The sequence below is a fragment of the Streptomyces sp. NPDC056987 genome (assembly GCF_042673865.1).
In the GTDB taxonomy this organism is placed as follows: Bacteria; Actinomycetota; Actinomycetes; order Streptomycetales; family Streptomycetaceae; genus Streptomyces.
This window is the reverse complement of record NZ_JBHURV010000013.1, coordinates 144,607-165,250: the sequence shown is the minus strand read 5'-3', so window position 1 is coordinate 165,250 and position 20,644 is coordinate 144,607. Positions and strand designations below refer to the sequence as shown.

General features: G+C 67.7%; 19 protein-coding genes and 1 pseudogene. 3 read left to right on the top strand and 17 right to left on the bottom strand.

Annotated elements, in window-relative coordinates:
* Positions 1-191: 191 nt before the first annotated feature.
* A pseudogene (locus tag ACFTZC_RS17800) lies at positions 192-2,866 on the top strand (SpoIIE family protein phosphatase); the annotation flags it as partial.
* Positions 2,867-3,141: 275 nt separating this feature from the next.
* Here the strand turns inward: ACFTZC_RS17800 and ACFTZC_RS17795 are convergent.
* The 4 genes from ACFTZC_RS17795 to ACFTZC_RS17780 all read right to left on the bottom strand — a co-directional run bounded on the left by ACFTZC_RS17795 (position 3,142) and on the right by ACFTZC_RS17780 (position 7,725).
* The gene (locus ACFTZC_RS17795; protein WP_382890624.1) at positions 3,142-4,035 is read right to left on the bottom strand and encodes a hypothetical protein; all 894 of its coding nucleotides are present in this window, start codon (positions 4,033-4,035) and stop codon (positions 3,142-3,144) included.
* Complete coding sequence (locus ACFTZC_RS17790; protein ID WP_382890622.1) at positions 4,032-4,685, bottom strand: hypothetical protein; 654 nt, start codon at positions 4,683-4,685, stop codon at positions 4,032-4,034. The genes ACFTZC_RS17795 and ACFTZC_RS17790 overlap by 4 nt, the downstream gene beginning before the upstream one ends.
* Positions 4,686-4,706: 21 nt before the next feature.
* A complete protein-coding gene (locus ACFTZC_RS17785) occupies positions 4,707-6,938 on the bottom strand; it encodes an RNase A-like domain-containing protein (RefSeq protein WP_382890621.1) in 2,232 nt (743 codons plus the stop codon).
* Positions 6,939-7,200: 262 nt separating this feature from the next.
* Positions 7,201-7,725 carry an ATP-binding protein gene (locus ACFTZC_RS17780; RefSeq protein ID WP_382890619.1) on the bottom strand — a complete coding sequence of 175 codons (525 nt, stop codon included), beginning with the start codon at positions 7,723-7,725 and terminating at the stop codon, positions 7,201-7,203.
* 412 nt (positions 7,726-8,137) lie between these two features.
* Between ACFTZC_RS17780 and ACFTZC_RS17775 the strand changes: the two genes are divergently transcribed.
* Complete coding sequence (locus tag ACFTZC_RS17775) at positions 8,138-8,929, top strand: helix-turn-helix domain-containing protein (protein ID WP_382890706.1); 792 nt, start codon at positions 8,138-8,140, stop codon at positions 8,927-8,929.
* 12 nt (positions 8,930-8,941) lie between these two features.
* Complete coding sequence (locus tag ACFTZC_RS17770) at positions 8,942-9,133, top strand: hypothetical protein (RefSeq protein ID WP_382890617.1); 192 nt, start codon at positions 8,942-8,944, stop codon at positions 9,131-9,133.
* A 77-nt stretch (positions 9,134-9,210) separates the two neighbouring features.
* Here the strand turns inward: ACFTZC_RS17770 and ACFTZC_RS17765 are convergent, their stop codons facing one another.
* From ACFTZC_RS17765 to cpaB, 13 genes are all read right to left on the bottom strand, one after another.
* Complete coding sequence (locus tag ACFTZC_RS17765; protein WP_382890615.1) at positions 9,211-9,864, bottom strand: OmpA family protein; 654 nt, start codon at positions 9,862-9,864, stop codon at positions 9,211-9,213.
* A gap of 8 nt (positions 9,865-9,872) precedes the next feature.
* Complete coding sequence (locus tag ACFTZC_RS17760; RefSeq protein WP_382890613.1) at positions 9,873-10,424, bottom strand: hypothetical protein; 552 nt, start codon at positions 10,422-10,424, stop codon at positions 9,873-9,875.
* Positions 10,425-10,505: 81 nt separating this feature from the next.
* Positions 10,506-11,165, bottom strand: coding sequence for a pilus assembly protein TadG-related protein (locus ACFTZC_RS17755; RefSeq protein WP_382890611.1), 660 nt, complete (start codon positions 11,163-11,165; stop codon positions 10,506-10,508).
* Positions 11,165-11,410 (bottom strand): hypothetical protein, encoded by a 246-nt coding sequence (locus tag ACFTZC_RS17750; RefSeq protein WP_382890609.1) that lies wholly within the window; start codon positions 11,408-11,410, stop codon positions 11,165-11,167. Before ACFTZC_RS17750 ends, ACFTZC_RS17755 begins: the two co-directional genes overlap by 1 nt.
* A 332-nt stretch (positions 11,411-11,742) precedes the next feature.
* A complete protein-coding gene (locus ACFTZC_RS17745; protein WP_382890607.1) occupies positions 11,743-12,852 on the bottom strand; it encodes a response regulator in 1,110 nt (369 codons plus the stop codon).
* Between the two features lie 48 nt (positions 12,853-12,900).
* Positions 12,901-14,214, bottom strand: a complete 1,314-nt coding sequence (locus ACFTZC_RS17740) for a sensor histidine kinase (RefSeq protein ID WP_382890605.1) — start codon at positions 14,212-14,214, stop codon at positions 12,901-12,903.
* Positions 14,215-14,259: 45 nt separating this feature from the next.
* Positions 14,260-15,144 carry a DUF5936 domain-containing protein gene (locus ACFTZC_RS17735; protein WP_382890603.1) on the bottom strand — a complete coding sequence of 295 codons (885 nt, stop codon included), beginning with the start codon at positions 15,142-15,144 and terminating at the stop codon, positions 14,260-14,262.
* 14 nt (positions 15,145-15,158) lie between these two features.
* Positions 15,159-16,097, bottom strand: a complete 939-nt coding sequence (locus tag ACFTZC_RS17730) for a type II secretion system F family protein (protein ID WP_382890601.1) — start codon at positions 16,095-16,097, stop codon at positions 15,159-15,161.
* A gap of 10 nt (positions 16,098-16,107) precedes the next feature.
* Entirely contained in the window at positions 16,108-17,445 is a 1,338-nt protein-coding gene (locus ACFTZC_RS17725; RefSeq protein WP_382890599.1) for a CpaF family protein, read from the bottom strand.
* Positions 17,446-17,502: 57 nt separating this feature from the next.
* Positions 17,503-17,904, bottom strand: a complete 402-nt coding sequence (locus ACFTZC_RS17720; protein WP_382890597.1) for a TadE/TadG family type IV pilus assembly protein — start codon at positions 17,902-17,904, stop codon at positions 17,503-17,505.
* 4 nt (positions 17,905-17,908) lie between these two features.
* On the bottom strand, positions 17,909-18,241 hold the full coding sequence (locus ACFTZC_RS17715; RefSeq protein ID WP_382890595.1) for a TadE family protein: 333 nt from the start codon (positions 18,239-18,241) through the stop codon (positions 17,909-17,911).
* 212 nt (positions 18,242-18,453) lie between these two features.
* Complete coding sequence (locus ACFTZC_RS17710) at positions 18,454-19,746, bottom strand: CpaE family protein (RefSeq protein ID WP_382890592.1); 1,293 nt, start codon at positions 19,744-19,746, stop codon at positions 18,454-18,456.
* Between the two features lie 7 nt (positions 19,747-19,753).
* Entirely contained in the window at positions 19,754-20,458 is a 705-nt protein-coding gene (gene cpaB / locus ACFTZC_RS17705) for a Flp pilus assembly protein CpaB (protein ID WP_382890590.1), read from the bottom strand.
* Between the last annotated feature and the right edge of the window lie 186 nt (positions 20,459-20,644).

Here is a 20,644-nt window from a genome sequence, read left to right as displayed (position 1 = left end):
TCATGCTGGGCTCGCGTGCCCGCAGTGACATCAGCCGCTGCCGCGGCGGGCGCTCCCTGATCCAGCCTGATCCAAACGACAGACCCTAGTGCCGGTCCGCGCGATCTGGCGCAAAATAAGCGCATGAATCAGCTGAATCAGCATGTTTTCGGCGGCGGCCTTCGATGACCCCGGCCGGGGCCGTTCGCCGAATGTTCCCAGCCGGGGCCATTCGCCGAATGATCCCACGCACGGTGGCCGGTCAGATGTTCGCTCTGCTCGTGGTGATGGTTCTGCTCCTGGGCGCCGGAGCCGTGTCGGCGCTGGTCGTGCAGGCGGGCAACAACAGCGAGGACGTGGCACGGGTCCGCGCGCTCGCCGTCGCCGAGACCTTCGCGCACGCGCCCGGAGTGCTCGCCGCGCTGGAATCACCCGACCCGAGCGCGACGCTCCAGCCGATCACCGAGGTGACCCGGCGCCGGACCGGTGTCGACTACATCGTCGTGACGGACACGAAGGGAATCCGCTACACCCACCCCAACCCTGCGGAGATCGGCAAGCGCATCACGGGCCCGCTCTATCCGGCCACGGCGGGACGGGCGTTCACGGACCGGGTCCCGGCTCACACGCTGTCGTCCCCGTCGATCCGCGCGGTGGTCCCCGTGTTCGACAAGAAGGGCTCCGTGGTGGCCCTCGTCAACGCGGGGGTGACGATCGCGGACACCTCGGGCACGGTCAACCGGCAGCTGCCGGCGCTCATCGGCGGCGGCGCGGGGGTGCTCGCCCTGGCGACCGTGGGCGTGGCCGCGGTGAGCAGACGGCTGCGGCGCCAGACCCGCGGGCTCGATCCGGCCGAGATCACCCGGATGTACGAGCACCACGACGCCGTTCTGCACGCCGTCCGCGAAGGCGTCCTCATCGTCGCCGACGACGGCCGGCTGCTGCTGGTGAACGACGAGGCGCGCCGCCTGCTCAGCCTGGCCCCCGACGTGCCCCTGCGCGACATCACCGATCTCGGGCTCGACGAACCCCTCACCCGGCTCCTGGCCGAAGGGCGCGTCGCCACCGACGAGGTCCACCAGGCAGCCGGCCGCTTCCTCGCCGTCAACCAGCAGCCCACGAGCTCGGACGGGCGCGCGCTGGGCAGCGTCGCCACGCTCCGGGACACCACCGAACTGCGGGCCCTGGTCGGCCAGGCCACCGAGGCCCGCGAGACGCTCACGCTCCTCTACGACGCCAGCGTCAGCATCGGCAGGACGCTCGACCTGACCCGGACGGCCGAAGAACTCGCTCAGGCCGCCCTTCCGCGGTTCGCCGACTTCGCCACCGTGGACCTGTTCGACTCCGTACTGCAGGGGGCGGACCCGGCGCGGGAGAGGGACACACTTCGCCGGGCGGCCGCGGCCGGGGCGCAGGGACAGCGCGCCTTCTTCCGGTCCGGCCAACTCGTCAGCTTCCACCCGTACTCTCCGCAGGCCCGGTGCCTGGCGAGCGGGAGGTCGGCGCTCGAAACGGATCTGGCGGGGGCGTTCGTGGGGAAGGACCAGGACCCCCTGCACGCCGAGTGGCTCCGGTCGCACGGGATGCGCTCGCTGATCACGGTTCCGCTGCGCGCCGGGGGCGCGGTCCTGGGCGTGACGAGCTTCTACCGCGGCGAACGGCTCCCCACCTTCGACGAGGAGGACGTGTCGACCGCCGAGGAACTGGTGGGGCGCGCCGCGGTCTGCATCGACAACGCCCGGCGCTACGCCCGGGAGCACACCATGGCCGTATCCCTGCAGCGCAGCCTGCTCCCGGGGGACCTGCCCCGGCAGAACGCGGTCGAGGCCGCGTACCGGTACGTCCCGGCGCGGTCGGGGGTGGGGGGCGACTGGTTCGACGTCATCCCCCTGTCCGGTGCCCGCGTCGCCCTCGTCGTCGGGGATGTCGTCGGCCACGGGCTGCACGCCGCCGCCACCATGGGCCTCCTGCGCACCGCCGTCTTCAACTTCTCGGCGCTCGACCTGGCACCCGACGAGCTCCTCACCCACCTCGACGAACTCGTCGCCCGCCTGGACCAGGAGGAGAGCAACCGCGGCCGGGAGAGGGGCGCGGCGTCGACCGGCGGGGCGGGGGTCATCGGCGCCACCTGCCTGTACGCGATCTACGACCCGGTCTCCCGCCGCTGCACCCTGGCCCGCGCCGGCCACCCGGGGCCCGCGATCGTCCGCCCCGACGGCACCGTCGCCTTCCCCGACGTGCCGGGCGGACCGCCGCTCGGCCTGGGCGGCTTCCCCTTCGAGACCGTCGACATCGACATCGCCGAGAACAGCGAGATCGTCCTCTACACCGACGGCCTCGTCGAGAGCCGCAGTCAGGACATCGGCACCGGGCTGGAACGGCTGCGGCAGGCACTGGCCCACCCCGACCGGTCCCCGGAGCAGACGTGCGACGCGGTACTCGACGCGCTGCTGCCCGCCGACGCGGCTGATGTGAGCGACGACGTCGCCCTGCTCGTCGCCCGCACCCGCGTCCTGGACGCCGAGCACTTCGTGGCCTGGGACGTACCCACCGATCCCGCCGCCGTCGCGGATACCCGCGCCGACGTCACGAGCAAGCTCTCCTCCTGGGGGATGGACGAGGTCGCCTTCACGACGGAACTCATCGTCAGCGAACTCGTCACCAACGCCATCCGCCACGCGGTCGCCCCCATCCACCTGCGCCTGGTGCGTGACCGCGCGCTCATCTGCGAAGTCTCCGACGGCAGCAGCACCGCCCCCACCTGCGCCGCTCCACCGCCGGGGACGAAGGCGGACGCGGCCTCTTCCTCGTGGCCCAGCTCACCGAACGCTGGGGCACCCGCTACACGTCACGCGGAAAGACAATCTGGGCCGAACAGATCCTGCCACCCGCGGAGCCCACTGACCCGGCTGCCCTTGCTGGCCCCGCTGGCCCTGCCGGCCCGGCTGGCCCTGCTGGCCCCGCTGGCCCTGTTGGCCCCACTGAGCCCACCGGGCCCGCTGAGCCCGCTGAGCCTACGGAGCCCGCAGGACCTGTCGGCTCCGCACATCCCCGTGAGCCCGGGGAGCCGAGGGAACCCGGGGAGCCCCATTCGCCCGCCTCACGGTGAGCGCGATCTCCGAAAACGGGCTGCCTACCCGACGACCACGCCGGCCGCCGGGCTCACGGCCGGCCTGTCTCGCCGGGTCGTACCCAAGGCAGCCTGACCGGACGGCGATGCCACCACCAGCCGCCATCAGCGACTGCCGAACCCGACATGGCCGACCGCCCCAGCAACTCCCCGCGGTCTCCCACCGTATGTGCGAGGAACACCGCATCGAGTTCCTCGACCGCCCGGGCAAGGGGCTCCCGCAGCTCTGCCGGTGCGGTCGTCAGCCGTACGTCGAGGTGGTCACGCGTCCCCAGGTCCTGCACGTACGACTCCAGCGGATAGCGCCCCGTCGGCGCCCAGTCCCCCGCCATCCGGCGGACGAGCCTCTCCCACAAGAGCAACCATTCTCTGGCCCTGTTCGCCGGGTGCTCCGCCGGTGCGACTCGCTCAGGATCGACGGCAGCGACGAATGCATCCGTCGCCGGAGTGGCGATCCTCTCCTCTCTGAAGATTTCTGGCAGCAAATGAACCCGAGCCGACGGAAACCGAGGCACAGATTCCTCGACCACCGCGACCGTGTAATCGAGATCGGGACCCTCCGACTGTTCAACCCGTGCCCGAGTTACCACGCCGTCGGGTGTAACAATCCAGTAGGCGGAGGGAATTGCCTCTTCCGCGTGCCACAGGAGAACCGTATTCAGTCGCTGCGAGAGTACGCCTGCCAACTCCGCCGTATCAGGAGGCCAACGGAACTGTTCCGCTAGCTGGATCTCCAGCAGTGCAGCCAAGTCTCCCTGAACCACGGCGTAGTCACCCAGCACAAGCGCCTCCCAGTCCCGCCCCTCCAGGCATCCGTCCACATCTGCCGTGTCCACCGCAAGCGGGTCCACGCTCAAGACTTCGGCCAGAACATCACCGAGAGAAGAGGGAAGGAACATGTCAGCGACAAGAAAATTGTGGATCACTGGTTTTCCACAAGGTATTCGATCGGCATCAGAATGAATTCTCCATAGCCGCACAATTCCGCGATTCGCCGGAATTCCGTATGAGCTGAAGCCGAGACGGGTGCCCCGTATGCGGAATACGCATGCAGAAGGAATCGATAGGCGAGCGGGCCACCCGCCTCCCTCGCGCAACGGGACACCGCGTCACGCACCAGATCGGCCGGCACCGGCTCCAGCGGGAACTCGTAAACCGGTTCGATCTCTTCAGCCAGTCGGATGACGCCATCAGAGACGTCGGTGCCCGCCGGCTCCCGCACGCGCTCCGCAGACATTCCGAACTCGCACGTTCCGGACGGCACAGTCGGTACGAAGGGCACCAGCATTCGATCGATCTCGGTGAGCCACGCCCGCCCTCTCAGGGCCGCAGCATCGACTGGATAGAACAGGGCCACCGTCCGCCACAGCGCCTCGATGAGTTCGGAAGGGAGTGGCGAGTCGAGCAACAACCGTACGTCCCGGTGGAGCAGCCTCAGCTCTTCCTCACCATCGTCACCGTCAGCCGCAGCGCGTTGGATCCACCTCATCACCAGATCACTTGGGTCAGCACCATCGTGCCGCCAATCCATATGGAAACGGCCGCCCAACACAGTCAGGCCAAAGTCGAATTCCACTGCAACTCCATTCAAGCCACCCTAGACCGGATAAGCGGTATAGACATAGTAGCCACCTTGCACCTTCCGACCCGATGGATCCTTCTTAGCCTTTTTAAGGATCACCGTATAGCGATTTCCGGTGTCACCAGAGGTTCCATCACTCTTCAGGTACCTGCCGAGAGGGTTTCTGGCACCGAATGTCTGGACAGGCAGAGTCAACTGTTCACCATCACGAAGTCCTGCGAGCCTCTTGGCGATGTAATCCTTGTTTTTCGCCAGGGCATAGTCAACCGCCTGCTGAGCCGTCTGCCTGTCGACCCACTTACTGTTGATGCCCTTCTTCTCAGCCAGTTCCCGCATACGCTGCGGACTGACGTCTACGTGCTCATCCAATGTGTGCGCCTGGCCGGGGAAACGCCGGTCCGCTTCGTCCAGGTCCCCGCCACAGTTATGGACGAGCACGTTCTCGTTGCCGACCCCAACGTAATAGGTATGGATGTCGTCGACGGTCAAGTCTTGTGTCGTCTGCGTCCGGGCGTAGCGGTCGACACCGGTGACCACGAGCGATCCACCCGTCGGCGTCAGCAGAGCCGCGCCCGGCCGGATATCCCCGGCCTCCACCCAGCGCTCTTGGCCGGTGAGCCAGAAGGGGTGCGTGTCGGTGGCCGTGATGACCGCGGTTCCGGAGGGAGTGAGAACCGTGAGCCGGGTGAATCGCTTGTCGTCGTGCGTGGTGATGGTGTCCACCACACGGCGGGCAGTGGTCAGTCCTGTGACCGGATCAGTGGCTGTCACCAACTCACCTACACGCACGGCCTTGATAGGCACACGGCGCCCGTCCGCCAGCAGGACGAGTGTGCTCGGCAGGAAGCTGTGCGTGACGCACTTGGCTGGATTACCCTCCGGCTTCTTCGAATCCTCGGCGTCTGGTTTGCGCTTGCCGTCAGAAGCCTTGTCCGCAGCCTTCTTGGCATCCTTGCCCAGCTTGCCGATTCTGCCGATCAGCTTGGCTTCGCCGTAACCGGGGATGAACAGCGAGCCGACGTTCCAGCCGACCGTACCCACGGCCCGGCCGTACTCGCCCTTGTCCCACATGTCGCGGACCTCGTCGCCGACGAACACATCGTCCGCGACGTTCACAACCGTCTTGCCCGACGCCTTGCCCCAGTCCCAAACGGCGCCGAGATAGTTGCCCTTGTCCCACTTGTCGCCGGCGCCCTTGGAGTCATCGCTCCACCGGTCACCGAGGCTCTTGCCGTACTCCTTGATGCCGTCCAGGGCGTCGAGCGGATGCATGACTGTGTCGAAGGTCCCGGTGACGTCGCCCCAGAAGCCGTCGGCAGCGGCCCCCTTGAAGAAACCTCCTACCTGCTTGACCCCGCAGGAGACGATCGCCCAGCCGCTGCAGCTCTCGTCCTCCTTGGCGTCGTCTCCGCCGTTCTTCTTGCCATCCTCGGCGTCACCGCGCTTCTCCTCGGCGGCACGCACCTCGCCGTCGGACGAGCCATCACCACCAGGGTCACCGGCACCACCCGATTCGCCGGAGCCCAGCCCCTCGCCGGCCTCGGCAGTCGTGCCGCCGCCCCCGTCGCCCCCTGCCCTGCCACCTCCGTCGTTCGGCCCCGCGGCTGGGCAGGCGCTTCCGCTGAGTTCGCAGACCGCGGCGCGCAGGCCGCCGGCGATCGGGCCGCCCACACCTGTGGCGACGAGGCCACCGACGACCGCGACGACGACCACGACCAGTCCCAGGTACTCCGCCGCCGTCTGGCCCCCGTCCGTACGCCACTTGATCATGCGGGCGAGCCGGAACGGACGGTGCTCGGCCCGGTCGAACGGCGCGAGCAGGAACCATGCGCGTGACGGTCGGTGACACAGCAACACGATGACGGCGAGGGGCAGGACCAGTTGGGTCAGGCCACGCCCGCCCCCGTCAGCGAGCGTCCCCAACGCCCCGACGAGCAACCAGCCCTGGACCGCCAGCAAACCCCACCGGACCCATGCCCCGCCCGTCCACGCCCACCGGCTCAGCACCAGCCCGACGACCCCCGGCGCGGCCGCGTACGCCAGCAGGCCCAGAAGTTGGCCATCCACCGCGTCGACGGCCGCGGCCGTCATCAGCGCCCCGGCCCCGCCCAGCACCGTCAGGCCGAACAGCACACGCACAAGGATCAGCGCGACCCGAAGCTGCTGCGGCAGCGGCTGCCGCCCCGAGCCGTGCGCGAACAGCCCTGGCGGTGTGGGCGGGACGGTGGCTCCCCCTATGCCTGACATGACTGGGCACTCACTCCTCAGCGACGCGTGACGGCTCGACCACCAGATTCAAGCACATTCGCGATCGCGAAGCATGGGCCCAGGGGCCCAATCGCATCCGGCCACACAGGACCACAGTTTTGGAGGATTCTGTAGACCCGCAGGGCACCGGGAGAGCGCCGCGGTACGTTGCTTAGGCAACGCAACCCTCGATCGAGACCCAAATATCACGCTCGAGCCCCCACATGGGCCGCCCGGCCACCCAACCGACACAACGTCCAGTTCAGCGAAGCGAGCCAGCCGAACCGACCCCCGTCCGCCGCAGTGTCACCCAGGACCTGACACCCCGCTGCGGGAGCCGCGCCTCGGCGACTCCCCAGTCGCCGCCCCAGTCGTCGACAACGGCGGCGAGCAGCCAGAGGGAACGACGCCGCCGCCCCTCACAGATGGCGACCGTGCCCGGGTCATGGTGGCGAGGGTGCTGATCCCAGAGGACGATCCGGAGGGCTCCCGCGCGGTAACGGAGGGAGAGATAGAGATCCTGGCCCGGCGTCAGCTTGGTCGCCGTACCAATGAGTTCGGTCGTGACGAGCTCGGCCGGATCGGCGTACGGAGCAAGCCCATGAACAGTCAGCGCCGACCGGACCGTCGCCCGTACGACCGCGGCGCAGCGCGGCTGCCCCGGGAGGGTGAAGCTGTAGGCGAGGCCCTCCGGACGGACGGGCGAGCCACTACGCCGGACGTCGAGTCCCGCGGCGGAGAGCGCGGGAGGGGCAAGGGGGCAGCGTGCGCTGCGCGTGAGGGGCATGTGTGTCTCCTTGGAATGGGACGAGTTCGGTAACTCGCCCGATGGCGTCACGTCTCACATCTCTTCGCCTCGGGGCGCACGGGTGGCTCACTACGGTTGCTTCGGTGTTGCCGTACGGATGAGCAGTGGCCTGTCTCCCTGACGCGGGCCGGCCCCTCCCAGGGCAGGAGCATGCGGGCAGGATCGCGTGATGCACTTCCAACTCACCTGCGTGAGCAGTGCGTTACTCACTGTAGGGCATTTCGAAGTACGTGTACTACTCATTCCTCACGGTGCCATCATGGCCGCAGGTGGACCGTCAGCCTGCACGCCGGGCAAACTGAGGGTATTCAGGCGGTAGCAGGAGGGACGCGTGCCACCAAGGAGCACACCCACCGAGCGCCAACGGCGACTCGGTACCGAATTGCGCAAGATGCGCGTGGCGGCGGGGATGACCACGGCGTTCGCCGCCGGACTGCTCGGCGTGCCTCGAACCAACGTGCCGAACATGGAGTCCGGCCGGTCCGGCATCAGCAGCGACCGCGTGCGGACCCTGGCCGGCAATTACGGCTGTGCGGACCACTCTCTGGTGGACGCACTTGCCGCGATGGCTGCCGAGCGCGAGAAGGGCTGGTGGGAAGCGTATCGCGGCTGGCTGCCGGCCGGTTTCCTGGACATCGCCGAGATGGAGTGGCACGCGAGCCAACTGCGTATTGCGCTCTCCGTCCACCTGCCGGGCATCGTGCAGACCGAGGAACATGCGCGCGCCGTGTTCGCGCACGTCTTTCCGCGACTACCTGAAGCCGACATTGACGTGCGGGTCGCGCTGCGACTCGACCGCCACCGAGTGCTCGACAAGCCGGACCCTCCCGTGCTTGACCTGATCCTCCACGAGGCGGGTCTGCGGATGCAATTCGGCGGCCCCAAAGCCGCCAAGCGCCAGTTGGATTATCTGCTGGAGGCATCCGAGCGCGAGCATGTCACCGTACGCGCCATTCCGTTCAAGGCGGGAGGCTTCCCGGGCGCGGGCCAGTCCGTCGTCTACGCCGGCGATCGCGTCCCGCAACTGGATGTGGTCGAACTCGACAGCACCCATGGGCCTGAGTTCATCGACTCGGCCATACAACTCCAGAAGTACCGAGCCCAGTTGGATGCCATGCGGGATGCCGCGCTCTCACCTCGCGCGTCATGCGACTTCATCCGTGCCATCGCCGACGATCTTTAGGAGTTACCAGCTGTGACAATCATCGACTGGGAGGAGCCCTTCTGTGGAGAAGGTGCCAACTGCTTCCGACTCGGCACCGACGAAGATGGCAATGGATACATCTCCGTCCACGGCGAAGAGGACCGGTACCTCACCGACGGCCGTGACGCTCTGCGCAACCTGATTCGCGAGATCAAGGCCGGCAAGGTCGACCATCTGCTCTGAGGGGCACGCAAAGCGGCGGATCTGCGTGTTCGTTGCAGATCCGCCCGCTCAGTGTTCACGTGGTGAGGGATGAGGGCCTACGAATCGTTGCCGCGCGGGAAGGAGACTTCCACACGGCGGTTCTTCTTACGGCCCTCTTCTGTGCTGTTGTCCGCGATCGGATAGTCCTCGCTGTATCCCCGAACCTCGTACGTGATGGCGGAGTTGCTCAGCTCCTCGCTGAGGACCTTCTGGACCGCGTCCGCGCGCTGCTTGGAGAGCACCTTGCCGTGTTCGTAGGAGCCGAGGTTGTCCGTGAAGCCGAAGACACGGATCTTCGTTGCGTTCTGCTTCTTGATCTCGTCGGCGATCGCGGCGATACGGCCGTTCGCCTTGCTGCTGAGTTCCGCGCTGTCCTTGCCGAAGAGAACCTCGGCCTGGAGGGCGAACTTCACGGTTTCGTTGGTGTCCTCACGCCGCTCTTCGCCCCCCATGTCCTCGACAACCTGCTTGATGTCGAGAACCTTGGGGTCGGCGAGTGTCGCGCCGCTGGACAGTTTGAGGCCTGATGAATTGGCGTCGACCTTGACCGGGGCCACGGCTGTGGGCTCGGTGCCCGGCGGGACGCTCGGTCCCTCGTCAGCGTAGGCGCCGGTCGCGGTGACAAGGTTTGCCCCGGTCATCAGGACGGCTGCCGCTATGGTCGTCAAAGCCAAGTGCGGGGGTGCGAAACGGCTACGGATCTGAGTCATGTCCGCGCTCACCCGGAGATCTTCAGCTTGGCCACGGGGAACGTCGGCAGATTGAAGTCGATCTCCGTTGTCTCCGCCGGCGGCGCGGGGAACTGCCAGAACACGGGGATGGACTCACCGGCCTCGATCGGGTTGATTCCCGTGGTGCACAGGCACTGCCCGTCCGTGTCCCGCAGCACGTAGTACCGCTTCTTGCCTGCCTGATCGACCAGTGTCGCCCCGGCGACGGAGTTGCCGCTCGCCCTGGACACCTCGGTCTCGTTCCCTTTCCAGGGGAAACGATCGGTGAATTTCTGAGAGCTCTCGTTCTTTATCTGGCCACTGACGGTGACGAAGCCGCCCGACTCCCGCTTCACTTCATTGACCGTGAGCAGAACGCCCCCGGTGCCCTTCAACTGGGCCAGCTTCACATTCGGGTCCGGCTGCTCGGCCGCCGCGGTGTCCTGCCCCTCCGTGTTCTTCTCACCCGCCGGCTGTGAGGAAGAACCGGACTCGGTCTTCTTGCCGTCATCCTCGCCGCCGCCGCAACCAGCCACAGTCAGGGCCAGGGCGGCTGCCATCGCAGCCACCGCTACTCCCCTGCGGCCCATCGTGGTGTGCCGAATGCTCATGTCTGCTGTTCCTTTGCTCGTCGTTCGCTGTCAGTCGGCCAAGTGCACGGCGAAGAGGGTCTTACTGATGGTGTCCCAACGGTCCAGATCGGTAGGGTCGACCTCGATCTGGTCCCCTCCGTCACAGTCGAAGGCGACCGGGACGGGCTCGTCGCCCTCATCCTCCCCGCCCTCGTCGGACCCATCGCCCTCGGGCTCTTCCTCAGGCAAGAGGCACCGAAACTCGATGACGGCCGTGGCACTGGCCGTGGCGTACTTCTCCTCGGTGCCGGGAATGACAGACTTCCCCACGGGGTCGAGGGACTTGACCTCGACCGTGATTCCATCTCCCTCGGGACCCGGAGAACAGGCGGAGCCGCCGCCGATGGGCGTCACCTCAGCGCGGTTTTTCTCGGCGAAAACCCCTGCCACATAGCACGGGTGAGCCAGACCGAACCTGACACCATCGTCGAGGAAGTCCCTCAACCCGTCGGGAGTCAGCAGTGCCGTGAGGAAGTCCGTCCCCATCCCGTCCCTGGCGTCCTGAGCCGCCGCGAGTGCAGCGGCATCAGCCGCACCTTGGGCACCATTGCGTACTGCGGACGCCTTGCCAACCGTAAAGAAAGCGAACGCGAGAAAGAGCAGGCCCGCCACCATCACAATGTAGATGGGGAAGGCCTGCCCTCTATCGCCGCGAAGGCGAGCCGTCATCAACCGGCCTCGATCTCGTCCACCAGCTCCTCGATCCGGCCCTGAATCTCCCCGCCGATACCCGAGGCCACGATTCCACCGATGATCGCGACGACCACCAGGATGATGCCCAGGTACTCGAAGGCCGTCTGGCCGCGGTCCCCGGACGCGTGGCGCTTCTGGATCTTCGAGACTGCCGTGTTCGCCCAGCCGTTCACGCGGACCTTGGTGTCGACGGCGGCCTTCAGCAGCATGTTGTTCGACATGGGGTTCCCCTCCAGGTTCGGCCGACCGCCTGCCGGCCGACGAGTAAGTCTCTTCCGCGTCACTCCCGTTACCGGCTTCCTCCTGGCCGGTTCCGTTGGCGACATGAGAAACGTACGCCGAATCACCGGGTGCGCCAGAGGGCCCCAGGGCCCAATCCAGGGCCCAAAGCGAAGCTTGGGCCCTCCGGCACGTCGGCTGGGTCCGCAGACCCAGGTCTGCGTCCAGGTCCGTAGCCGCACCCACCCGGCGCATGCCCGTGCACGGGCGGCCCGGCACCTCCGCGCCGCTCACCCCGCTCCGTCCGACCCTCTCACCCCGCGCACCCGCCCGTTCAGCCATGGCCGACCGCGCCCCTTCCTGCTCCCCCGCCTGACATACCGAGCCACTTCGCGATCGCCTCGCTCCTACTGCCGCAGTGCAGCTTGGCGAAGATCCGGTTGATGTGGTTCTTGACCGTCTTCTCGCTGATGAAGCAGGTGGCGGCGATCTGCTGATTGCTCATGCCGGACGCGATCAGTTCCATGATCTCCACCTCCCTCGAACTCAGCCCGAAGGCTTCCCGATTGCGGCCTGCGGGGACACTCCGCTCTCCACTCCTAGACTGTGCCACATCCGATTGCATTTGCGAAATACCTCGGGGAGTTCGGGGCACACCCGCCGCCAAATCGTCAGCATTTTGACCGATTCTGTCACCTCGCGGCGAAGGGATGCCAGAAACGTTTGCATGTGCATTCGCATCATGGCGTGAAGGGCGGACCGGAGGCCGCGGATCGCCGCCATAGGGGACGCCCGTCGTGTACACCGTGCCCAGGCCCTCCGGAAGCGACCGGCCCAGGGCCGGGGCCGGGCCGCTGCGCATGTGGTCCAGCAGGGCGTTGGCCGCGGTGGGGGTGAAGTGGGCACGCCCCTGTTTGATGTCTCGTACGGCCGAGACGAGTTGGTCCGCAGTGAACTCCCCGTGGACCAGGTAGCCGCCGGCGCCCAGCCGCAGCGCCTCGTGGACGATCTCGCTCTCCCGGCTGTACGTCAGCATCATGACCGGGGATATCCGTACGAGGTGGGGCAGGGCCGAGATGCCGTCAACGCCTGGCATCCGTACGTCGAGCAGAACGACGTCGGGGCTGGTCCGCCGGGCCACCTCGTAAGCCTGGCGGCCGTCCGCGGCCTCGCCGACGACCTGGATGTCGTCCCGGCCGGAGAGCAGCACCGTGAGCCCGGCGCGTACGACCGGGTTGTCGTCGGCGACGACCACCCGCAACGGTGCGGCGGCGGTGGGTCCCGGAAAGTCCGGCAGCGCTGTCGTCTCGACGGCGGGCGGAGCGGCGGGGAGGGGTATGGAGGGCAGTGGGGAGTGAGGAGCCCCGTCGTGCGCCGACGTGTACTGGGACGCATGACGTGGCGTGTGCTGCTGCCCTGAAGTGTGGGAAGGGTCGTCCGGCATCGTGCGGTCTCCTCTCTGGGGAGCAGTCGGGAGCGGAGGGTGACGAGGTCAGTTCTGTTCAGGGGGTGGCGCCGAGCGGAGCGCCACCAGCGGCAGATCGACACGTACTTCCGTGCCGACCGCCGCCTTGCCCCTGCCGATCCGGATGCGGGCCCCGATCGCGGCGGCCCGTTCGACCATCCCGACGAGGCCGAAGTGGCCGGCCCGCCGGAGACCGTCGAGGGTGGTGCCGGGCGGAAGTCCCCGGCCGTTGTCGTAGACGCTGATACGGAACTGGTCTCCCACGGTGCCGGCGGACACGTCCACCGTCTCCGGCCCGGCATGACGGTGCGCGTTCTCCATCGCCTCGGAGGCGATCGTGAGCAACTGCCTGGCCACCACGTGCGGCATGGTGGGTATGGTCTGGTCTCCGAACTGCCGGAACGACACCTCCAAGCCGCTACGACGACCGAAGTCAGCGGTCCGAGCAGCGAGTTCGTCCATGACGGCCACGCCCCCGTCGAGCCCCGATTCGCGGCGCAGGTCCGAGAGCAGTTCCCGTGACTCGCTCGCCGCGCGCCGGGCCGAGCGCGCGACCAGCTCCGCCTGCTGCCGTACGGTCTGCGCGTCCATCCGGCCGGCGGAGCCCGCGAGCCCCTCGGCCGCCATCGCCAGTCCGTGCAGTGTCTTGGCCACGGAGTCGTGCATCTCCCGGGCGAGCCGCGCCCGTTCCTGCTCGATCGCCTCGCTCACGGCGAGCCGAGCCCGGGTCTCGGTCAGCGCCTGACTGGCGCTGCCGAAGCGGAGCAGCAGGCCGCGCAGGGTGACCCCGACCGCGCCCGCGATGACGCAGAAGCCGAGGAGGAGGAGTGCCGTGGCGACGATCGACGCCCGTTTCTCGCTGTTCAGGTAGACCATCGCGAGGATCAGGATCTGGAGAGATGTGAAGAGCGTCGCGCCCCGCCAGCCGTAGACGAGTCCCGCCAGCAGCGGGGTACAGACGGTGACGTAACCCAAGGTCGAATCAGGGGTGGCGGTGATCAGCAGCAGGGCGCCGAAAACGCTGTCCGCCCCCAGCAGCCAGGGGTGCTTGAGCAGCAACGGACCGAACCGTTCCCAGTCGCGGAACAGAACGTACGAGCCCATGAACGTGACCAGGACGGCCCCGCTGACCAGGACCGTCGGTACACCGGGCGCGGTGCCGGCCAGAGCGAACGGAGTGGCCATGGCGATCATCGCCAGCCGGAATCCGAAGACCTGACGGCACATCGCCTGGAGCGCGTTGAGCTGGAGGGAGAGTGCCGGTGTCACCTCCGGTTCGGCCGGAGCAATCCGCAGTTCTTCGGTCAATCTGCTACTCAACCAGGTCAGTTGGACTGCCATGCGCCTGACACCTCCTTTCCTGGTTCCCCCGTGTGGTGTGTCATGTCAGCCGCCCAGGAAGCTGAGGTCCACGTTCGCCCCGTACACGAAGCCGACGGTCAGCAGCAGCAGCGTGCCGGGCAGCAGGAACGACGTGACCGCGAAGGTCGCCTTGGGGACGGCCCTGGCCGCCTTGCGCCGCGCGTTCTGGGCATCCGTACGACGCATGTCGTTGGCGATGGCGATCAACGTGTCAACAATCGGCGCGCCCAGTTCCTCGCCCTGCTGGAGCGCGGTGACGAACATCGCGACCTGCTCGGAGTCGTTGCGCTTACGCAATTCCTCGAACGCCTGGCGGCGGCTGACCCCCATGTCCATCTGGCGCAAGGTGATGCGCAGTTCGTCGGACCAAGGGCCCGCATACTTCTCGGACACCCGGTCGAGCGCCTGCCGGAATCCGAGGCCGGCGCTGACGACAACGGCGAGGACGTCGAGGAAGTCGGGCAGGGTGCGTTCGATGTGATCCCTGCGGACCCGGATGGCGGACCAGATGCCCACCTCGATCCAGAAGAGGCCGAAGAGGATCATCAAAGCCGCAAGAAAGACCTGACCACGGATGATCATCGAGAAGGCGCCGGCGAAGCCCAGTGCGCCGTAGACGGCGCGCCGGGCGGCGTACCGGTCGATGGTGAGACCGCCCGGATTTCCCGCGAGGTCGATCTCGCGGCGCTTCTTGTTGACCTGCTTGGGTCCCATCATCCGCAGCACGGCGGGGGCCCAGCGCATGCCGAGCCGGTCGATGCCGGAGCCGACGGCGCTGGTACGGGTGGAGCCGACCTCCAGCGCGATGGCGAGGTCGCCGGGGAGTTTGGCATCGGCCCGGTACATACGGATGCCGTGGAGGGCACCGTACACACCGAGCCCGATCACGAGCGCGAGCAGCAGTTCCATGTCTCCCTCTCCCCTCAGACGTCGATACGGGACAAGCGGCGGATCACTACGAATCCGATGGCGTAAAGCACCAGCGACGCGATAACGGCTACCTGTCCAATGAGCGCGCCGGTCATACGGTCGAGCGCACCCGGCATGACGGCGTTCAGCATGAGCAGCGCGGCGAAGCCGAAGCCCGGGACGGCGTACGCGGTCACCGTCACCTGGGAGAGCTGTGTCTTGACCTCACGACGGGTCTCCTTGCGCTCCTCCAGCGTCTCCGTGAGGTTGCGCAGCGAGCTGACGACCGTACCGCCGGCCCGGTTGGAGAGCACGAGCGTGGTCACCAGGACGACCAGTTCGCGAGAGGGCAGCCGCTCGGCCAGCTCTCCCAGCGCGGTGTCGAGTGACTCTCCGACGGCCAGCCGGCGCGCGACCCAGCTCAGCTCCTCGCCCGCCGGTGCCTCCAGCTCGTCGGCGGCCATGGCGATCGACGTACGGAGCGCCAGGCCGGCCTGAGTGGCATTGGCGAGGATGCGGGACAGCTCGGGAAGCTGGTTGATGAAGCGCTCGGTCCGCTTGGCGCGCTGCCAGTTGAGGAAGGTGTTGGCACCCCACAGTGCCATGAGTCCGGCCAGCGGGCCGAAGAACGAGGCAAGGATGGACGAGGCGATCAGCCAGAGGGCGACCACCGCGGCAAGCATGTAGACGAAGTACTCACCCGGGGTGATGTCGAGACCGGTCGACACCAGTTTGAGTTCGAGCCTCTTGCCGAACTTCGTCTTGCGGAGCCTGCGATCCAGCCCGATGAATTTGCGGCGCCGACCCACGACCGGTATCTGGCCGGTGGACGAGAGCCGGTCGACGAGTGCCTGGCGTTGGGACTTCCCCGCCGCATACGCGTGCACACCCATGACGCCGAACAGGCAGCACAGCAGGGTGACGCCGATCGTGGGGAGAACGAGATTGTTCATGACGGGCTACCTACTTGGCCTCTCGGGTGAGGAGCTGTTCTTCGGACGCGGCGACTCCGAAAGCCTGCGGAATGGGCTGGTTGGCCATGTAGAGACGCTCGGCCACGCGTCGCGGAAGCGGAAAGTACTGGAAGCTGCCCCGAATCCGTCCGTCGGCGTCCATGGGACGGGCGTTGAAGCGGACGGCGCTGACGATGCGGTACGCGTCCCTGCCGTGCGAGTCGAGTACCGCGATCTCCGTGATCCGGCGGGAGCCGTCGGCGTGCCGGGTGAGCTGGACGATCACATCGACGGCGCTGTTGATCTGATCGTGCAGCGCCTCGAAGGGGATCTTGATCTCGGACATCGACGCCAGGGTCTGCAGACGCATCAGCGCGTCCTCGGCGTTGTTCGCGTGCACCGTGGCGAGGGATCCGTCGTGACCGGTCGACATCGCCTGGAGCATGTCGAGCGACTCTCCGCCTCGGACCTCACCGACGACGATGCGGTCGGGGCGCATACGCAGCGAGTTGCGGACGAGGTCGCGGATGCTGATGTGTCCCTTGCCCTCCACGTTGGCAGGGCGGGACTCCAGCCGGATCACATGGGCCTGCTGGAGCTGGAGTTCGGCGGAGTCCTCGATGGTGATGATGCGCTCGCCGTTGGGGATCAGCCCGGAGAGCGCGTTGAGCAGGGTCGTCTTGCCGGTGCCGGTGGCACCGGAGACGATGATGTTGAACTTCGCCTGGACGAGCCCGGACAGCAGGAGCACCATCTGTTCGTCCAGCGAGCCGAAGTTGAGCATCTCGGTCAGCGTGAAGGCGCGCGGGAACCGGCGGATGGTGAGCGTGGCGCCGGTGAGGGAGAGCGGCGGGATGATGACGTTGACACGCTCACCGGACGGCAGTCGGGCGTCGACCATCGGGTTGGACTCGTCGACACGCCGGTTGACGGTGGAGACGATGCGCTCGATGGTCTGCATGAGCTGGTCGTGCGAGCCGAAGCGCATCGGGAGCTGCTCCACCCGGCCGCCGCGCTCGACGAAGATCTGGTCGGGCCCGTTCACCATGATTTCCGTGATCGAGGCGTCCTCCAGCAGAGGCTCCAGGATGCCGAGGCCCAGGGCCTCGTCGACGACCCGGCGGATGAGCTGCGCGCGCTCCACGGTGGAGAGGACCGGACCCTCGCGGCTGATGATGTGTCCAAGGACGCGCTCCAGCCGGGTGCGCCGTTCGGCGGCCGCCAGGGCGGACATCTCGGCGAGGTCGATCTCTTCCAGCAGCTTGGCGCGGTAGGTGACGACGAGGTGACTGTCCTCCCCCGTCGCGCTGTTCTCCTCGGGGGAGGTGATCCGTGCCCGCAGGCTCATGGTGCGTAACTCCTCGGTGATGCTGGCCTGCTGGGATGCCAGCCGGGCCGGTGGTGCTCAGTCGAGAGGCATGGTGGAGCGGCGCGTCGCCTCTCCCCAGTCGTCGATGCCCGGAACCACGGACGGGACCCTGATTCTGACCGTGTAGGTGACCTCATCGGCGCCGGAGCTCGGGGTGAAACTCGCCTTGTCCGGGCCGGACAGCCAGTCACTGATGGCCCTGCGTCCCGCAACCACAGGATCCAGCTCGTTGTCCAGCTCGTCCTGGCTTGCCGTTCGCGCCGCCACACGGGCCGCCGTGCCTGCCTGGTTCGCGGTGTACGCGGCTATCCCGAGCTGGATCGCGAAGAGCCCGACGAGCAGCAGCAGCGGTATGAAGCCCAGATACTCGATGGCGACCTGCCCGAGCTCATCGTGCCGACGACGGCGGCGGGTGGGGGTGTCCTTGCGCTCTGTCATGGCTTCAGCTCTCCTTGACCGACGCGGCATTGCCCTCGACCGAGAAATCCCAGCTCAGGAGACCCGGTACCAGTACCGGAACCTTCAGGGTGACCGTGGCACGGTAGAGGCCGGGTTCCTCGCCGTGGCAGTCGAACCCGGCATTTCCGGACCAGCCGCTCGGCAGATCCTCCTTGGCCGCGCGCGCACACTCCTCGTCCTGCACGCCCTGCGTGGCCGTGGTGCCCACGCGCGCGCCCACGTCCGCCGCGTTTCCCGCGAGGATGTAGGTGAAGCCGAGCAGCGCGCACTGCCAGAGCGCGACGAAGAGCAGAATGATCAGGGGCGTGACGCCCACGAACTCGATCGCGGTCTGTCCCCGGTCACGGTCGTCGGCACGGTGCCGGAAGCGGGTCCGGGACCGGGAGTTGAGCCGTTCCCGGTCGCGGCCCCGCGACAGGATCCAGGCGCGGGACCGGAGCCGGGCCCGGACGCGCCGTGCGGGCCCGTCCGGGCCGCGCGTCTGCGTCCGACTCTGCCGGCCAGTTCGTTCCCCCGAAGCGCACATGGTCAGCCATTCCCCTCATTGGAGCCGGAGCCCGAGCCCGACCGCCCCCCGCCGCCTCTGCGGCGGCGGGTGCCGATCGCGCCCCGGTCGTTGCGGAACTTGGCGTTCTTTTCGGCGGCCTCGGGGACCTTCACCAGGCCCAGTTCTCCGGCCAGTCCCCAGAGTGCCTGTTTGACGACGCTCTTGCTCTCCAATTCGTGCAGCCGGCCCGCGTCCACCACGCTCTGGAGTTCCTTGAAGTTGGCGGGAACGGCCGAGGCCGCCAGTCGCGTGCCGGTGATCTTCTGGATCAGGGGCGGCTGGATCTCCGTGGCGCGGCTGTAGCGGTTGACGACCGTCGTGGTCTCCTCCGCCTTGCGGATCTGGAGCCGGTCCCACAGTCGTACGATGCGCTTCGCGCCCCGTACCGCGATCACGTCCGGCGTGGTGACCAGGATGGCGCTGTCGGCCATTTCCACGGCGGCGGCGTTGGCGCCCGTCATCTGGGTGCCGCAGTCGATGACGACCACCTCGTACCGCGAGCGGAGCGCGCTGACGATCTGGCGGACCGCGCGGTCGGTGACCTCTTCGCCGCGTTCGCCCTCGCCCGGGGCGAGGAGCAGGGCCAGGCCGCTGCCGTGGCTGAAGACGGCGTCGGACAGGACGCGGGGCGAGATGTCCGTGATGGCGGCCAGGTCGACTATCGACCGGCGGAACTGGACGTCGAGGTACGAGGCGACATCGCCGGCCTGGAGGTCCATGTCGACCAGTGCCACCGTCCTGCCGGACGCCTGGGCGGCCAGGGCGAGCTGGATCGAGACGAGCGTCGTACCCACCCCGCCCTTGGCCCCGGTGACCGTGACGACCGTACCGCCGGGGCCCGTGAAGACGTCGCCGCCGTGGCCGAGGTGGCGGCGAACGCCGACCGACCACTGGGCGGCGGCCTGGAGGCGGTTGGCCAGTTCCTCGTAGCTGAGCGGCATCGCGACCAGGCCCCGGGCGCCCGAGTCCATGGCCGCCGCGAACAGCCCGGGGCTGGCGTCGGCCGTGACGAGGACGACCCCGACCGCCGGGAAGCGGAGCGCCACCTCGCGGATCAGCTCCAGCGCGGGGACCGGGCCGATCCGCTCGTGTACGAGGACCACTTCGGGCAGCTCGTCGAGCGACTCCCCGGCGAGCCGGGCGAGCAGGTCGATCAGTTGCGTCGAGTCCGACACGGGCGGCGCCGGCTCCACGTCGGGGAGCTGGCTGAGCAGGGTGGTAATGGATCTGGCCGCGTCGGCGTCCCCGACGGCCGGGATGATCCTCGTGGACATGAGTACCTCACTTGTCCTTGCCGAGCTCGTACGTGCGTTCGCCGGGACGGAGTGTGGTGTCGCTGCCGGGAGCGACGAGCGCGAGGCGGACGTGCTGCGCGAAGGACTCCGCGTACGCGATGCGCTGGGCGTCGAGCGTCTTGAGGGCGAAGGTGATCGGGACGGCCTCGGTGGTCTGGTTCTTCGAGTCCCTGCTCGGCTCCAGCGCGGTCAGCTTGCCGACGTCCAGCACCTTCGCGTTGGAGACGATGATCTTCGACTGGGCCGCCGCGCCCTGGTTCTCGGCGGCGAACGTGGCGAAGACGTTGACCGACGCCCCCGGGGTGATCTTGCCCGCCACGCCCGTGGCGGCATCGATCATGATGGCGATCTCCTGCTCCCCGGGCTGGAGCGCGGGACGCTTGACGATCATGTCGTTCTGGAGGAGCGAGCCTTTGCGCAGCTGGGTGATGGCGACCTTGCCGCCGACCTCGGAGAGGTTGGTGACCGCATTGTCGGAGAGCCAGCGCTTCGGCATGGTGATCTTCTCGAACTGATCATTCCGCAGGGCCTCGTAAGGGGCCACGTCCGACTTGATCCGGTAGGCGGTCACTTCGGGGCCGACCTTCGAATTCACGTCGCTGATCACCGAAAGAACACCGACGAACGCGGCGAAGGCGCAAAGAACGGAAAGGAGCAGAAGTATGACGCCACGGCGCTGGCGGGAGTTCATGGACCGTACAACCTCGATCGGGGACGTTGGTGCGGACGGACAGGGGAGCGGAGAGGCGGAGTGGCGAGCGGCAGAGCGGCGGTTGAGGTGTGGTCGGAGGGGCGGCGAGCGGGCGAGCGAGCGGTGATCCGGTGGGTACGGAGGGAACGGATGGAGCGGAGGGAACGGACGGCGGGCGTGGAGCGT

Coding starts and splice junctions, on each gene's coding strand:
- ACFTZC_RS17785 (WP_382890621.1), bottom strand. CDS start 6,938: ATGTCAGGCATAGGGGGAGCCACCGTCCCGCCCACACCGCCAGGGCTG.
- ACFTZC_RS17780 (WP_382890619.1), bottom strand. CDS start 7,725: ATGCCCCTCACGCGCAGCGCACGCTGCCCCCTTGCCCCTCCCGCGCTC.
- ACFTZC_RS17775 (WP_382890706.1), top strand. CDS start 8,138: ATGCGCGTGGCGGCGGGGATGACCACGGCGTTCGCCGCCGGACTGCTC.
- ACFTZC_RS17765 (WP_382890615.1), bottom strand. CDS start 9,864: ATGACTCAGATCCGTAGCCGTTTCGCACCCCCGCACTTGGCTTTGACG.
- ACFTZC_RS17760 (WP_382890613.1), bottom strand. CDS start 10,424: ATGGCAGCCGCCCTGGCCCTGACTGTGGCTGGTTGCGGCGGCGGCGAG.
- ACFTZC_RS17755 (WP_382890611.1), bottom strand. CDS start 11,165: ATGACGGCTCGCCTTCGCGGCGATAGAGGGCAGGCCTTCCCCATCTAC.
- ACFTZC_RS17750 (WP_382890609.1), bottom strand. CDS start 11,410: ATGTCGAACAACATGCTGCTGAAGGCCGCCGTCGACACCAAGGTCCGC.
- ACFTZC_RS17745 (WP_382890607.1), bottom strand. CDS start 12,852: ATGCCGGACGACCCTTCCCACACTTCAGGGCAGCAGCACACGCCACGT.
- ACFTZC_RS17740 (WP_382890605.1), bottom strand. CDS start 14,214: ATGGCAGTCCAACTGACCTGGTTGAGTAGCAGATTGACCGAAGAACTG.
- ACFTZC_RS17735 (WP_382890603.1), bottom strand. CDS start 15,144: ATGGAACTGCTGCTCGCGCTCGTGATCGGGCTCGGTGTGTACGGTGCC.
- ACFTZC_RS17730 (WP_382890601.1), bottom strand. CDS start 16,097: ATGAACAATCTCGTTCTCCCCACGATCGGCGTCACCCTGCTGTGCTGC.
- ACFTZC_RS17725 (WP_382890599.1), bottom strand. CDS start 17,445: ATGAGCCTGCGGGCACGGATCACCTCCCCCGAGGAGAACAGCGCGACG.
- ACFTZC_RS17720 (WP_382890597.1), bottom strand. CDS start 17,904: ATGACAGAGCGCAAGGACACCCCCACCCGCCGCCGTCGTCGGCACGAT.
- ACFTZC_RS17710 (WP_382890592.1), bottom strand. CDS start 19,746: ATGTCCACGAGGATCATCCCGGCCGTCGGGGACGCCGACGCGGCCAGA.
- cpaB (WP_382890590.1), bottom strand. CDS start 20,458: ATGAACTCCCGCCAGCGCCGTGGCGTCATACTTCTGCTCCTTTCCGTT.